Genomic DNA, 15010 nt, shown 5'->3' with positions numbered 1-15010 from the left:
TGCGCACCAGATTGGTTCGCGCCCCGTTTTCCGGCCTGCCGGCCGTAGGCGCATGATCCCGGGCTGCGCCAGCGCGGACGCGGCCTGGCGGCGCATGAGCCCTTGTTCCGTGTTTCCTGGCACAGCGTTTGCTTGAGTGATTTCGGGCGCCAACGACGGTTGCCCCACGCAACGCGCCGCGAATCGCGGCAAGGGACAACGACGTTCCGCAGCGCCACTGGATGGGAGTCCATGGCGCGCGGGACGTTTTTTTTTGCCAGGAGCCATGCATGACGCCATCGACCCGTAGCCCCTCCACCGACGCCGCCGCGGGCGGGGATCTCAGTGCCAACGCCGGACGCCGCAAATGGCTGAGCGGCACGGCGCGCGCGGTGGCCGGCGCCAGCCTGCTGTCATTGGTGGATCCTTTGGTGCGCGCCGGCGCCTGGGCCGCCGGCACGGATGCTCCGGAGAAGACCGAGGTCAAGATCGGCTTCATACCGCTGACCGATTGCGCGTCGGTCGTGATGGCCTCGGTGCTGGGCATCGACAAAAAGCATGGCGTGACCATCACGCCCTCCAAGGAAGCTTCCTGGGCGGCGGTGCGCGACAAGCTCATGAATGGCGAGCTTGACATGGCGCACGTGCTCTATGGCCTGGTCTACGGCGTGCACCTGGGCATAGGCGGACCGAAGAAGGACATGGCTGTGCTGATGAGCCTGAACCAGAACGGCCAGGCGATCACGCTATCGGACAAACTGCGCGTTGCGGGTGTGCGCGATGGCGAATCGCTGGCCAAGCTGATGGCCTCCGACAAGCGCGAATACACCTTTGCCCAGACCTTTCCCACCGGCACGCATGCGATGTGGCTGTACTACTGGCTGGCGTCCTATGGCATCAATCCCATGAAGGACGCCAAGGTGATTACCGTGCCGCCTCCGCAGATGGTGGCCAATATGCGCGTGGGCAATATGGACGGCTATTGCGTGGGCGAACCTTGGGGGGCGCGCGCCATCCTGGACAAGATCGGCTACACCGCCGTTACGTCGCAGGGCATCTGGACGGACCACCCCGAGAAGGTGCTGGGCACAAGCGCGGACTTCGTATCGCGGCATCCGAACACGGCGCGCGCGGTCACCGCCGCCATCCTCGAGGCTGGCAAGTGGATCGATGCCTCGCCCGCCAACCGCCAGAAGACCGCCGAGACCATCGCCGCCAAATCCTATGTCAACACGGACGCCAGCGGCATCGTCGACCGCATGCTGGGGCGCTATGAGGACGGCTTGGGCAAGCGCTGGACGGACGAGCACGCCATGCGCTTTTACGCCGATGGATCCGCGAATTTCCCGTACCTCAGCGATGGCATGTGGTTCCTCACGCAGCACAAGCGCTGGGGGCTGCTCAAGGAGCATCCCGACTACCTGGCGATTGCTAAGCAGATCAACCGGATCGACCTGTACAGGCAGGCCGCGCAGGCAGCGGGCGTGGCGCTGCCGCCCAGTGAGATGCGCAGCTCCAAACTCATCGACGGCGTGGTGTGGGACGGCAGCAATCCCGCGGGCTACGCCGACGGATTCAAGGTCCGGGCCTGAGCGCCAATCCGCGGATATCTGAAAGGGGCATGCTATGTCTACCGTAACGAGTATGAATCGTGGCGATGCGTTCATCGTCTTCTGGCGAGAGCGTCTGGAGTGTGCATTGCGGGCCGTGGTCGGGCCCGTGGCGGGCTTCGCGCTGTTTGTGCTGGTGTGGCAGGTGGTGGCGATGCGCATACCGGAAATCCCCACGCCGGGAGTCACCTGGCGCGCGGCCGTCGAGCTTTTTTCCGATCCGTTCTACGACAACGGCCCCAATGACAAGGGCATAGGCTGGAACCTGCTGGCGTCGCTGCAGCGCGTGGCGATCGGCTTCGGACTGGCGGCGCTGATCGGCATACCCGTAGGCTTCGCCATTGGCCGCTATGCCGCGGTGCGCGCGATGTTCTCTCCCATCGTCAGCCTGCTGCGGCCGGTGTCGCCGCTGGCCTGGCTGCCGCTGGGGTTGCTGCTGTTCAAGGCGGCCAATCCGGCCGCCATCTGGGCCATCTTCATCTGTTCGATCTGGCCGATGATCATCAACACCGCAGTTGGCGTGTCGCGCGTTCCCCAGGACTACCTGAACGTGGCGCGGGTGCTGAACCTGTCCGAATGGAAGGTGACCACCAAGGTGCTGTTGCCCGCCGTGCTGCCCTACATGTTGACCGGCGTGCGCCTGTCGATCGGCACGGCGTGGCTGGTGATCGTGGCGGCGGAGATGCTGACCGGCGGCACGGGCATCGGCTTCTGGCTGTGGGACGAATGGAACAACCTGAAGGTGGAACACATCGTCATTGCGATTTTCGTCATCGGCATTGTGGGCCTGCTGCTGGAAACCCTGCTGGTCGCCCTGGCCCGCCGCTTCACCTATACGGAGGAATAGCGCCATGAAGAAGCATGTACGCATCGAGCGCGTGGGCCAGACGTTCAATACCCGCAAGGGCAACTTCGTGGCGCTGCGCGATGTCGACCTGACGGTGGACCAAGGCGAGTTCATTACGCTGATAGGCCATTCCGGCTGCGGCAAATCGACGTTGCTCAACCTGATCGCCGGCCTGGCCCGTCCCAGCAGCGGTGTGCTGCTGTGCGCGGAGCGCGAGATCACCGGGCCTGGCCCGGACCGTGCCGTGGTGTTTCAGAACCATTCGCTGTTGCCCTGGTTGAGCTGCTTCCAGAACGTGCATCTGGCGGTGGAGCGGGTCTTCGGCGCTTCCGAAAAGCGCGCGCAGCTGATCGAACGCACCCGGGCCGCGCTGGATCTGGTGGGTCTGCTGCCGGCGCAGAACAAGCTGCCGCGCGAAATCTCCGGCGGCATGAAGCAGCGCGTGGGCATTGCGCGGGCCCTGGCGATCGAGCCGGGCGTGCTGCTGATGGACGAACCCTTTGGCGCGCTGGATGCGCTCACGCGGGCGCATCTGCAGGACGAATTGCTGAAGATCGTCGCCAAGACGCGCACCACCACCATCATGGTTACGCACGACGTCGACGAAGCCGTGCTGCTGTCCGACCGCATCGTTATGCTGACCAACGGTCCGGCTGCGACCATCGGAGAGATCCTGCCAGTGCCTTTACCCCGTCCGCGCGACCGTGTGCGCCTGGCCAACGATGCGGCCTATCTGGCCTGCCGGGCGTCCGTGGTGGATTTCCTGCATCGGCGCCATGGCAACCCGGAGCGCTCGCAGGCCGCAGCGCAGGCCAATGCGGCCCTGTCTGCGGCAGACGAACCGCTAGCCGAGGCCGGCGCATCGCGCGCAGCCGCCTAGGATCGCCATGGACACGAAGCAGAAGCTCGTCGTGGTCGGCAATGGCATGGCAGGCATGCGCACGCTGGAGGAACTGCTGAAGCTGGCGCCAGACCTGTACGACATCACGGTGTTCGGCGCGGAGCCGTATCCCAACTACAACCGCATTTTGCTATCGCCGGTCCTGACCGGCGAACAGACCCTGCGGGACATCGTGCTCAATGACGAGGACTGGTATGTCCGTCACTGCATCCGCCTGCTACTGAATCGCAAGGTGGTCGGCGTGAACCGCGCACGTCGGATTGCGCTGGCCGACGACGGCACCGAGGCGCCCTACGATCGGCTGCTGTTGGCCACCGGATCGAATCCGTTCATCCTGCCGGTGCCGGGCAGCAATCTGGACGGCGTCATCGCCTTTCGCGATATCGGCGACGTAAACCGGATGATAGAAGCGTCGTCGCGCTACCGGCATGCGGTGGTGATAGGCGGGGGCCTGCTGGGGCTGGAGGCCGCCAATGGCCTGGCCGCGCGTGGCATGGATGTGTCGGTGGTGCATCTCGGCGAATCGCTGCTGGACCGGCAGCTTGACGGCGGCGCCGCGGCATTGCTGCGCCGCAGTCTCGAAGCGCGGGGACTGAAGTTCCTGCTGGGGCGCGAGACCCGGGAGATCCTGGACGGAGGCAGCGGGCGGGTGCGCGCTTTGCGCTTCGCGGACGGGGAAGAGATCCCGGCGGACCTGGTCGTGATGGCGGTGGGCGTGCGGCCCAACACGGAATTGGCGGAGCGCTGCGGGCTGCACGTGAATCGTGGCGTGGTGGTCAGCGACACCTTGCAGACGTATGACCCGCGCATTTATGCGGTGGGCGAATGCGTCAGCCATCGCGGCACCGCCTATGGCCTGGTCGCGCCCCTGTACGAGCAGGCGAAAGTGGCGGCCAATCATCTGGCGCTGCATGGCATTGGCCGCTATCAAGGCAGCGTCACTGCGACTCGGCTGAAGGTCACCGGCATTGACCTCTTCTCCGCCGGCGACTTCACGGGTGGGCCGCAGACCGAAGCGATTACGCTGGCCGACACGCCGGGCGGCGTCTACAAGAAACTGGTGATCCGCGACGACAAATTGGTGGGCGCCTGCCTGTACGGCGATACGGCGGACAGCGGGTGGTATGTGCGGCTGATCCGCGAGGGCAGGCGCATTGGCCCTTTGCGCGAGCGACTCATGCACGGCGAAGGCGCGGCGGGAGAGTAAGGCATGGATGGGTCCAAGACGCGCCGGATAGATATCGTGGACGTGGCGCACGGCGTCAGCGAAGTGGCATCTGTGTGCTGCTATTGCGGCACCGGCTGCGGCTTGCGGGTGCAAACGCGCGACGGCGCCGTGCTGCGCGTGCGTGGTGACGAACAGCATCCCGCCAACCGGGGCAGGTTGTGCAGCAAGGGGTTGGCGTTGGCGGACACGGTGCGGCGCGACGGCGCGCGCGTCCTCTCGGCGCAATGGCGCGGGACGCGCGCCCAACCGATGCGGGCCATTGCGCTGGGCGAGGCGCTGGACATCGTGGCGGCCAGGTTGGCCGACACCATCGCGCGCGACGGACCGGACGCAGTGGGTTTCTATCTGTCGGGGCAGCTGCTGACCGAGGATTACGCGGTTTTCAACAAATTGGCGCGCGGGCTGGTCGGCACCAACAATATCGACACCAATTCGCGCCTGTGCATGTCCAGCGCGGTGTCGGGCTACAAACGCACGCTGGGCGCGGATGCGCCGCCAGCCTGCTACGAAGATCTGGACCTGGCGGATACGGTGCTGATCGCCGGCTCCAACATGGCGTACGCGCATCCCGTGCTGTTCAGGCGGCTGGAGGCGGCGCGGGCGCGGCGTCCCAGCATGAAGGTGATCGTCGCGGATCCGCGACGCACCGACACCGCGGCCTTCGCCGACTTGCATCTGCTGCTGGCGGCCGGCACCGACGTGGCCCTGTTCCACGCCATGCTGAATGTCATGGAGCGCGAGGGCTTGCTGGACCAAGGCTACATCCAGCGCCATACCGAGGGCTTCGAGACCCTGATGGCGCGGGCGCGCAAGATCACCCCGCGCGCGGCCCAGGATATCTGCGGCGTCCCGGCGGAAGACATCATCCGGGCAGCGCGCTGGTTTGGCGGTGCGGGCGCGGCGCTGTCGCTCTACACCATGGGTTTGAACCAATCGACCAGCGGCGCCGACAAGAATGCTGCGTTGATACACCTGCATCTGGCGACCGGGCAGATCGGCAAGCCCGGCGCCGGGCCGTTCTCTTTGACGGGGCAACCCAACGCGATGGGCGGCCGGGAGGCTGGCGGCATGGCCACGTTGTTGCCGGGCCATCGCGACCCAGGGTTGGCGGCGGACCGCGAGGAAACCGCCGCCCTGTGGGGCGTGCACGCCTTGCCCCAGGCGCCGGGCGCCACGGCGCTGGAGATGTTCGACGCGGTGCTGCAAGGGCGGATCAAAGTGCTGTGGATCGCCGCCACCAATCCGGCCCAGTCTCTGCCTGACCAGGCACGCGTGCGCGCGGCACTCGAGCGTGCCGAATTCGTCATCGTGCAGGAGGCGTTCGCCGGCACGGAGACCCTGGCATATGCGGACCTGGTGCTGCCGGCCGCCACGTGGCCCGAGAAGTCCGGCACCGTGACCAATTCGGAACGGCGCATCAGCCGGGTGCGGGCGGCAATCGACCCACCCGGCGACGCGCAGCCGGACTGGCGCCTGGCGCAAGCGGTGGCGTTGCGACTGGCCGCCCGGATCGCGCCGGACAAGGCGGCGCTGTTTGCCTATCGGGATGAGAGCGAGGTCTTTGCCGAGCACGCCCGCACGACCGCGGGCCGGGACCTGGACTACAGCGCGTTGGACTACGCGACGCTTGACGCGCAGGGGCCGCAGCAATGGCCTTACCGGCAAGGGCAGGGAACGGCGCGCCTGTATGCCGACGCCGTGTTTCCCACCGCCAGCGGGCGCGCCCGCTTTTGCGACGTGGACTACCAGCAGGTCGCCGAGCCCACGACACCGGCATATCCCCTGCGGCTGACCACCGGCCGCTTGCGCGATCATTGGCACACCATGGCGCGCACGTCCCTGGCCCCTGCGCTGACGCAGCATGTCGAGGAACCCTGGGTGTCCATGCACCCTGGGGACATGCGCCAGCTGAAGCTCGAGCCCGGCGCGCTGGCAAGGCTGGCATCGCGCCGGGGTAGTGTGGTGCTACCCGTGCAGGCGGACGATGCGTTGCCGTCCGGGCAGGTGTTCCTGCCCATGCATTGGGGCAGCGCCTATATGGCCGGGCAGGGGGTGAATGCCTTGACCAATCCGGCGACCGATCCCATTTCACGCCAGCCGGAGCTCAAGCACTGCGCCATCCGTGCGGAACCCGCAGGCCTGGCGTGGCAGGCCGCCGGGTGGCTGCAGGGCGACAGCGCCGCCCTGCGCGCGCGCCTGGCCCCCTGGCTGCGGCGCTTCGAATACGCGGTCGTCCTGCCAGTGGGCGCGGGCGGAGTGAGAATGCGGTTGGCCGCCAGGGCCGCGCCGCAGGCCGCGGAGCTGGAAGCGATCGCGGGCGCGCTGGACCTGCTGGCGCCCGATGTGGCCTTCGATGACCCTGCGCGCGGTCAGATGCGCAGGGTGAGGATGGAGCAAGGCGTGTTGCGTGGCTTTCTGCTTGCCGGCGACCTGCGGCCGCAGGACGCGCTGCTGGCCTGGGCCGGGGGCGGGGACGCGCCGGCCGGCGTGGCGGCGCTGCTGCTGGGGCGGATAGCCGGGGCGGCCCGTTCACGTGCCATATGCGTCTGCAATGGCGTGAGCGAGGCGGCCATCCTGGCCGGCATCGGCCGTGGCTGCGACCTGGCAGCCTTGAAGGCCAGCCTGGGCTGCGGCACGGGTTGCGGCTCCTGCGTGCCTGAGATCCAGGCGCTGATCGGGCGCGCCGCGCTCGCGGCAGCGCCTGTGTAGCCGCCGCTGGCGCCGATTCGACGCGGTACGCGCCGACACGTTCCGACATACGCCGGGCTTCGCAACCGGTGTAGTATCAAGCCAGCCATGCGCCAGGCGCGGGCAGTTTTTTTCCGGATTGATGGAGTGGCGTGTGACGATGCGAAAAATGGCATCCCTGGTTTTTTTGGCGGGCGCGCTGGGCGCGGCCGCTGCGGCGCAGGCCGGCGTGTGCGATGCGCAATTCATGCATGACGGCGGCGCCGTGCAACTGACCGGCTCCGGCAATCTGGCGCTGGGCGCCGATCTGACGTTCGCCGAAGTTACAAAGAGCAATGGCGACAACTGCCGCGCGCGCGTGCAGGGCGTTGCCACCTTCAGCTATGCGGGCCTGCCTCCGGGCAAGTCCAAGCTGGATTACCTGATGACGGTCAAGGGCGGCCAGGCCACTTTCCTGCGCTATGCCAGCGCGGGCGAGGCGCCCAAGCCCTCCGAAGGCCAGTTCGACCTGCGCATGCTGGGTCTGTTCGCCTATGACGGCAAACTCAGCGCCGGCCAGAAATTGCCCGGCTCGTCGTTTCGCCTGAAGATCGGCAAAGAGGCGCCCGTGGGCGGGCAGCCCAGCACCACGGTGCGCATCGGCGAGAAAACCGTCGGGCAGAAGACGTCGGTGAACACGGCGTTGGGCGCGCAGTCCTGCCATCCGATCACATACACCCGCAACTCCGATCCCACCATGGCCACGTTCCAGGGCCTGATCATTCCCATCCCGGGCATGAACACCACCGTGACGGACTGGTACTGTCCGGCAATCAACCTGGTGATGAAGCAGGATATCGATCAGGGCGGCGTCAAATCCGCCGTTGAGATTACGCAAATCAAGTAGCACACCGTAGCAAGCGCGCCGTCTGCACCGCATGACGGCTGGTATGATGGTTCCGTCATTGACACACAACAGGAGCTCAAATAATGGCCACGAGAAAATCCGAAGAAGTCGCAAAAGAAAAACTCATCGACAGTGTCAAGTCCAGCCTGAATGACGCCGAAAGCCTGTTGCGCGAAGCCGCCAGCAGCACGGGCGACAAGGCCAATGAATTGCGCGACCGCGCGCTGACCTCGCTGAAGCGTACGCGCGAAGCCTTGTACGAAGCGCAGGACGCCGTACTGGAACGCGGCCGCAAGGCTGCCCGCGCGACCGATGATTACGTGCACGACAATCCCTGGCAAGCCATCGGCATCGCAGGCGTGACCGGCCTGCTGCTCGGCTTGCTGATCAGCCGCCGCTGATTGGGCAGGACATCCGGGCGGGCGGCGCGGGCGTAGGGCCGCGCTTCCCGCCCGGCGTCCTTTTCAGCCATGGGTCTACGAAAATCTGTTTTCGGCGTTGCCTCCAGCGTGGTCGGGCTGTTGCGCACGCGCCTGGAATTGCTGGCGCTGGAAGCGGCGGATGAAAAAGCGCGCCTGCTCAAGCTCTTGGGCATGGCATTTGCTGCGCTGCTTTTCCTGACACTGGCGGTGCTGGTCTTCACCGTCACGGTCGCGGTTGCGTTCTGGCCCACCGAAGACCGCTATCTGGCCTTGGGCCTGCTGGCGGGCTTCTATGGACTGGTAGGCGTGGCCTTGCTGGTGGCGGTGCGGCACGGGCTGGTCTACGGCGCGCCGCCGTTCTCTGCCACGCTGGAAGAACTCGGCCGCGATGCCGAGCTGCTGGAGCGGGTGCGCGATGCGCAGGACGACGACGAAGCGCAGTTGCGCCGGCGCGAGGAGGGCTGAAGCATGACGAAAAGGTCTCCCACCGTCGATCGCGCCGTGCGCATCGAACTGCTGCGCGCCCGCGCCGCCATCGAACGCGAATCGTTGGCGCAAAGCATCGCCTCCGCCGGACGCAAGCTGGAGCCGGCCGCGCTGCTCAAGGGGCTGCTACCCGGCCTGGCATCGGGCAGCGCGTCGCGCTGGGCCTTGCAGGCGATCAGCCTGGCGCGGCGTTATCCCATCGTCAGTTCGTCGCTGTCCGCCATGGTCATGCGCGGCGGCAAACGCTCCAAGCTCTTGAAGATCGCAGGCGGCGCGTTTGTCGGCTGGCAATTGTTCAGGGCCTGGCAGAACTCGCGCCGCGATGGCGATCCGGCTGCCGGGCAACGCTGACGCCTGCGCCGCCCATGAAAAAACCCGTCACGCTCTGACGGGTTTTTTCATGGCGTGAGCCGGGAAATTACAGGCCCAGTTGCCCCCACAGATCGTCCACGCGTTTCTTGACGTCGGCGTCCATCGTGATGGGGGTGCCCCATTCGCGATTGGTTTCGCCCGGCCACTTGTTGGTGGCGTCCATGCCCATCTTGCCGCCCAGGCCGGACACCGGCGAAGCGAAGTCCAGGTAGTCGATGGGCGTGTTCTCCACCAGCAAGGTATCGCGCACCGGATCCATGCGCGTGGTCATCGCCCACACGACTTCCTTCCAGTCGCGCGGGTTGATGTCCTCGTCCACCACCACGATGAACTTTGTGTACATGAATTGGCGCAGGATGCTCCACAGGCCGAACATGACGCGCTTGGCGTGCCCCGCATATTGCTTGCGGATCGACACCACCGCAAGGCGGTAGCTGCAGCCTTCCGGCGGCAGGTAGAAGTCCACGATCTCGGGCAACTGGCGACGCAGCAGGGGCACGAACACCTCGTTGAGCGCCACGCCCAGCACGGCGGGCTCGTCCGGCGGCTTGCCGGTATAGGTGGAGTGATAGATGGGATTGCGCCGCATCGTGATCCGCTCCACCGTGAAGACGGGGAACCAGTCCTGTTCGTTGTAATAGCCGGTATGGTCGCCGTAGGGACCCTCCAGCGCCATTTCGTAATCGGTGTTCGGCGGCGGATTGACGCCTTCCGGCACAACGGGGGCGACGGCGCGCGGGTCGGAGGATGGCAGCAGGTGGCCTTCCAGCACGATTTCCGCCCAGGCGGGTACGGACAGGTCGCTGCCCAGCGCCTTTGACACCTCGGTGCGCGAACCGCGCAGCAGGCCGGCAAACTGGTATTCGGACAGGCTGTCGGGCACCGGCGTGACGGCGCCCAGCGTGGTCGCCGGGTCGGCACCCAGGGCGACCGCGATGGGGAAGGGGGTGCCGGGATGCGCCAAGGCGTGGTCGCGGAAATCCAGCGCGCCGCCGCGGTGCGACAGCCAGCGCATGATCAGCTTGTTGGGCCCCAGCAGTTGCTGGCGGTATATGCCCAGGTTCTGGCGGCGGGCATTGGGGCCGCGCGTGATCACCAGGCCCCAGGTCAACAGCGGCGCCACGTCGCCTGGCCAGCAGGTCTGGATGGGCAGCCGGGTGAGGTCCACGTCCTTGCCTTCCCAGACAATTTCCTGGCAAGCGGGACTTTTGACGGTCTTGGGGCTCATGTCCCACAGCGCGGACTTCAGCATCGAAACCTTGGCCAGCGCGTCGCGCAGGCCGCGGGGTGCCTCGGGTTCGCGCAGCGAGGCGAGCAGCTCGCCGATATCGCGCAGGGCGCTGACGTCGTCCGCGCCCATGCCGCGGGCCACGCGGGACGGGGTGCCGAACAGATTGGCCAGCACCGGCATCTGCGCCGGTTGGCCATTGTGCTGAGCGTTTTCAAACAGCAGGGCCGGACCTTCCGCACGCAGGACACGGTCGGAAATTTCGGTCATTTCGAGCCGGGTAGATACCGGCACAGTGATGCGTTTGAGCTCGCCCATGCGTTCAAGTTGGGCGAGGAAGTCTCTAAGGTCGCGGTATTTCACTACAGATCCCAGCGATTTGGTTACATATTGGGTAGACAGAGAGGTTAACATTGACTCCCTCTTTTTTAACGCAGGAGGTTTTATGCCCGATGCGTCAGTGGCCAGCCTGTTCAGAAGCCTGGCCCAAGGAGTGCACCAATATCTTGCCGAGTCCCTGCGCATTTGCTCCGTCTATCTGGGCATTGCGGTCATTGTGACGGTAAGCATGGGATTCGCCCTGCCTGGTTTGCGCGACCAGGCATTGCAAGTGCACAAAGCCTTGTTGACCGCCCTAGCGCCTACATCCATGCAAACCGGCACCGAATCCGAAGCCGGGTCCGAACTGGGTTCCGACATGTCGTCGGCAATTGCCATGGCCGTTCCGACCGCTCCCGCCAGCAATGCCACCGGCATGCTGGGGCCTGCTCGTGTCGCGCCGCCAGCGCCCAAACCGGTTACCGCGATGAGCGCCACCGGTCCGCAGGCGGAAGCCCTGCGCAACTATATTTCGCGCAAGTACAAGGTCGCCTATGACGCCACCGGCCCGCTGTTGAACACGGTATACAAAGTCAGCCGTGAAAAGCAGCTGGACCCGTTGCTGGTGCTGGCCGTGATCGCCATCGAGTCCCGCTATAACCCCTTGGCTGAAAGCCATGTGGGCGCCCAGGGGCTGATGCAGGTGATGACCAGTGTCCACCAGGACAAGTTCGACGCGGTCGGCAAGACCGCGCTGGATCCCGCCGCGAATATCAGGGTGGGCGCCACGATCCTGCGCGACTGTATCAACCGGCGCGGTTCGGTCGATGGCGGTTTGGCGTGTTACGTCGGGTCCACCGGACCGGACGACAACGGCTATGGCGCCAAGGTGCAGGCGGAACGCCGCCGCCTGGCGCTGGCCTCGGGCATCGCGCTGGCTCGCGACTGATCCTTCAGCGTGTGTCGCTTGCTTCGGCGCTCTTCATAAGAATGGCCGTTCCGCCGCCGGGCTGCCCCACGGCGGAGCAGCCTTCGCGGGGGCCTTACCCTTGCAGAAGCCGGCCGATCCGGGCGACCGCCTCTTCCAGACGGTCCAGGCCGGTGGCGTAGGAAAAGCGCATGGTGTGGCGGCCATGGGCCGGCCCGAAGTCCAGGCCCGGCACGGCGGCGACGCCCGCCTCCAGCAGCAGGCGTTGCGAGAAGGCAGCGCTGTCCATGCCCAGGTTGGCGATGTCGGCATAAATATAGAAGGCGCCATCCGGCTTGACGGGAACCTGGATGCCCATGCGCTCGAATTCCGGCAACAGGTAGTCGCGGCGTTGCTTGAAGGCCTCGCGGCGATGCTCGAAGGTCTTCATCGCGCCTGCGGAAAAGCAGGCCAGCGCGGCGTGCTGGGCCAGCGTGGGCGCGCAGATCGCCAGGCTGGCGGCGATTTTTTCCACCGGGGCCACCATGTCCTCGGGCACGATCATCCAGCCCAGGCGCCAGCCCGTCATGTGGAAGTACTTCGAAAAGCTGTTGATGACGATGACATCGTCGTCCAGGGTGAGGGCCGAGCGCGGCTGGCCTTCGTAGGACAGACCCAGGTAGATTTCGTCGACGATCGCGAAGCCGTCGCGCGCACGGACCTGCGCCAGCAGTTCGGCCAGCTCGCCGTGGTCGATGGAGGTGCCGGTAGGGTTGCTGGGCGAGGCGACCAATACGCCCTGGGTCGCGGGTGTCCAGTGGCTGGCCACGTCTTGCGCAGACAACTGGAAGCGCTTGGCGGCGGTACTTGGAATCAGTCGCGGCACGCCGCCCGCCGCCAGCACGAAATTGCTGTTGGCGGGGTAGGACGGATCCGGCATCAGCACTTCGCCGCCCTGATTGACCAGAGCCGCGCAGGCAAGCGTCAGGGCCCCGGAAGCCCCCGCAGTGACGATAACGCGGTACGGATTGATCCGGGCGCCGAACTGTTCATGGTAGAACTGCGCGATGGCTTCCCGCAGGGAGGTCAGGCCCGCCGAAGGACTGTAGCCGCTGAGGCCGGCGCGCGCCGCGCGTTCCAGCGCTTCCACGACCTGGGGGGGCGCGGTAAAGTCCGGTTCGCCGATGCCCAGGCTGATAATGTCCTTGCCCGCCGCCTGCAGCGCTTGCGCCTGCTTGAATAGTTCCATTACCTGAAAGGTCAGGAAGTCGTGGGTGCGATTGGCAAGGCGGGGCATCGGATTCTCGAAGGCGTTTTGTAGCGAAAAAGGAATTGTAGTCATGCAGCCATCCCGGCGCGCTTTCCTCCTGGGCCGTCGTCCGGTCCGCAGCCCCTGGGCGGCTTTCATGGAGCGGCTGACCCTGCTGTGCCAGGGCGCCGTCCGCGACCTGGGCGAGGCCGGGGCGGGCGGCCCGCGTGGCGTACTGATTCCGGCGCGCGATGCGGACGTGGCGCATGCGCGCACGCTCTGCGCCGCGTATGGCGTGACGCTGGCGCTGGACGGCGCCGAAGGGCCTTTCGAAGCGGTCCATGGGCCGGTTCTCCGGGTAGACCCGTCCGCCATGGTCGGATTGGCGCCGCTGCCCGAAGCTCCTGGACGCTGGCGCGCGCAGCCCGGGACCACCGTGGCGGCCTTGGCCCAGGCGGGGCTGCGGCAATTTGCCGGCCTGCCCGGGGACATGACCCTGGCCGCGTGGCTGGCCGCGCCGGCCCGCTGGCGGGCCGGCCGGTGCGCGGACTCGGGGCTGCTGGCCCTGGACGTGATGCTGGCGGACGGCATCGAAGAAACGCTGGGACCTTTTGGCGAGGCCGACGTCCAGCCCCTGCGTTCGGCCACTGTGCAGCGCCTGGTGCCCGCGCTGTTTCAACTGGCGTCTGGCGGCGATGCCTTCGCCACCCGTGACGGCGAGCGTTGGCTGGGCCGCTACCGCCTGGATGCGCTGAAGCCCGAGGCGCCCGCGACCGTCAACCTGGCGCATCTGCTGCTGGGGCACGGCGGCACCTTGGCCTGGGTGCAGGCGGTCACCTTGGCGGACGCCGAACCCGCGCCGCAAGCTGCGGAGTCGGCGGGTGAGCCGCCCGGGCTTGCCACTACCCGACTGGACTCCCGGGTGAAGGCCCAGTTCGATCCCGATCGCCGGTTCCCCTTATTCCGCATCGCGGAATAGCGACAATTTGTAAGCTGGCGCTAACATGGAACGCATGCGCTTATCCAAGGGGCAGGCGGGCATGACCGAGGTATCGCGGCGTTCGCCATCGGAATAGAATTCCCCCCTTTCGTGTTTCCCACTCTAGCCAGTAGCCGCCCCTATGGATGCCAATCTCCGCAAAGCCGCCCTTGAATACCATGAGCATGGGCGCCCCGGCAAAGTCTCGGTCACGCCGACCAAGCAGCTCACCAACCAGCGGGACCTGGCCCTGGCGTACTCGCCCGGGGTGGCGGCAGCCTGTGAAGAGATCGTGGCCGATCCGGCCAATGTGTTCCGCTACACGGCGCGCGGCAACCTGGTGGGCGTGATCACCAACGGCACCGCGGTGCTGGGCCTGGGCAACATCGGCGCGCTGGCTTCCAAGCCCGTGATGGAAGGCAAGGCGGTGCTGTTCAAGAAGTTCGCCGGCCTGGACGTGTACGACATCGAAATCAACGAGACCGACCCGGACAAGCTGGTCGAGATCATTGCCGGCCTGGAAGCCACCTTCGGCGGCATCAACCTCGAAGACATCAAGGCGCCGGAATGCTTCACCGTCGAGCGCAAGCTGCGCGAACGCATGAAGATCCCCGTCTTCCACGACGACCAGCACGGCACCGCGATCTGCGTGTCGGCGGCTTTCATCAACGGCCTGAAGGTCGTGGGCAAGGACATCAAGCAGGTCAAGGTTGTGACCTCGGGCGCAGGCGCGGCCGCGCTGGCCTGCCTGGATCTGATGGTGGACCTGGGCCTGCCGCTGGAGAACGTCTGGGTCACCGACATTGAAGGCGTGGTCTACGAAGGCCGCACCGTGCTGATGGACCCAGACAAGGCGCGCTTCGCGCAGAAGACCGACGCCCGCAAGCTGGCCGAGGTGATCCAGGGCGCC

Annotated in this window: 13 protein-coding genes and 1 pseudogene; 12 read left to right on the top strand and 2 right to left on the bottom strand. The window is 66.3% G+C overall.

From position 1 onward, the window contains the following. Window positions 1-269 precede the first annotated feature (269 nt). The 9 genes and pseudogenes from VCS63_RS26695 (at window position 270) to VCS63_RS26655 (ending at window position 9398) form a co-directional block, all read left to right on the top strand. The gene (locus tag VCS63_RS26695) at window positions 270-1571 is read left to right on the top strand and encodes a CmpA/NrtA family ABC transporter substrate-binding protein (RefSeq protein ID WP_042794808.1); all 1302 of its coding nucleotides are present in this window, start codon (window positions 270-272) and stop codon (window positions 1569-1571) included. 34 nt (window positions 1572-1605) lie between these two features. After that, window positions 1606-2436, top strand: coding sequence for a nitrate ABC transporter permease (gene ntrB, locus VCS63_RS26690; protein ID WP_063643376.1), 831 nt, complete (start codon window positions 1606-1608; stop codon window positions 2434-2436). Between the two features lie 4 nt (window positions 2437-2440). Beyond that, window positions 2441-3316 carry an ABC transporter ATP-binding protein gene (locus VCS63_RS26685; protein ID WP_313380789.1) on the top strand — a complete coding sequence of 292 codons (876 nt, stop codon included), beginning with the start codon at window positions 2441-2443 and terminating at the stop codon, window positions 3314-3316. 7 nt (window positions 3317-3323) lie between these two features. Then, a pseudogene (locus tag VCS63_RS26680) lies at window positions 3324-4541 on the top strand (NAD(P)/FAD-dependent oxidoreductase); the annotation flags it as partial. A 6-nt stretch (window positions 4542-4547) separates the two neighbouring features. Beyond that, the gene (locus tag VCS63_RS26675; RefSeq protein WP_323881521.1) at window positions 4548-7274 is read left to right on the top strand and encodes a molybdopterin-dependent oxidoreductase; all 2727 of its coding nucleotides are present in this window, start codon (window positions 4548-4550) and stop codon (window positions 7272-7274) included. A gap of 139 nt (window positions 7275-7413) precedes the next feature. Further along, entirely contained in the window at window positions 7414-8139 is a 726-nt protein-coding gene (locus VCS63_RS26670; protein WP_323881599.1) for a hypothetical protein, read from the top strand. 83 nt (window positions 8140-8222) lie between these two features. Continuing rightward, window positions 8223-8540 carry a DUF883 family protein gene (locus VCS63_RS26665; protein ID WP_013395739.1) on the top strand — a complete coding sequence of 106 codons (318 nt, stop codon included), beginning with the start codon at window positions 8223-8225 and terminating at the stop codon, window positions 8538-8540. Between the two features lie 69 nt (window positions 8541-8609). Beyond that, window positions 8610-9026: a phage holin family protein gene (locus VCS63_RS26660; RefSeq protein ID WP_063643374.1), complete on the top strand. Its 417-nt coding sequence runs from the start codon at window positions 8610-8612 to the stop codon at window positions 9024-9026. Window positions 9027-9029: 3 nt separating this feature from the next. Next, complete coding sequence (locus VCS63_RS26655) at window positions 9030-9398, top strand: hypothetical protein (RefSeq protein ID WP_063643373.1); 369 nt, start codon at window positions 9030-9032, stop codon at window positions 9396-9398. Window positions 9399-9465: 67 nt separating this feature from the next. Here the strand turns inward: VCS63_RS26655 and ubiD are convergent, their stop codons facing one another. Then, window positions 9466-11010 carry a 4-hydroxy-3-polyprenylbenzoate decarboxylase gene (gene ubiD, locus VCS63_RS26650; RefSeq protein ID WP_063643371.1) on the bottom strand — a complete coding sequence of 515 codons (1545 nt, stop codon included), beginning with the start codon at window positions 11008-11010 and terminating at the stop codon, window positions 9466-9468. A gap of 82 nt (window positions 11011-11092) precedes the next feature. Between ubiD and VCS63_RS26645 the strand changes: the two genes are divergently transcribed. Further along, on the top strand, window positions 11093-11914 hold the full coding sequence (locus VCS63_RS26645; RefSeq protein ID WP_042794803.1) for a lytic transglycosylase domain-containing protein: 822 nt from the start codon (window positions 11093-11095) through the stop codon (window positions 11912-11914). A 94-nt stretch (window positions 11915-12008) separates the two neighbouring features. Here the strand turns inward: VCS63_RS26645 and VCS63_RS26640 are convergent, their stop codons facing one another. Then, a complete protein-coding gene (locus VCS63_RS26640; protein ID WP_323881597.1) occupies window positions 12009-13169 on the bottom strand; it encodes a pyridoxal phosphate-dependent aminotransferase in 1161 nt (386 codons plus the stop codon). A 43-nt stretch (window positions 13170-13212) separates the two neighbouring features. Between VCS63_RS26640 and VCS63_RS26635 the strand changes: the two genes are divergently transcribed. Continuing rightward, window positions 13213-14100: an FAD-binding protein gene (locus VCS63_RS26635; protein ID WP_323881518.1), complete on the top strand. Its 888-nt coding sequence runs from the start codon at window positions 13213-13215 to the stop codon at window positions 14098-14100. Window positions 14101-14242: 142 nt separating this feature from the next. Further along, the coding region (locus VCS63_RS26630; RefSeq protein WP_323881516.1) for a malic enzyme-like NAD(P)-binding protein at window positions 14243-15010 on the top strand (768 nt) is incomplete at its 3' end.

It is taken from the genome of Achromobacter sp. D10 (assembly GCF_035282245.1).
Lineage (GTDB): Bacteria > Pseudomonadota > Gammaproteobacteria > Burkholderiales > Burkholderiaceae_B > Achromobacter > Achromobacter insolitus.
This window is presented reverse-complemented; position numbering and strand designations above follow the sequence as displayed.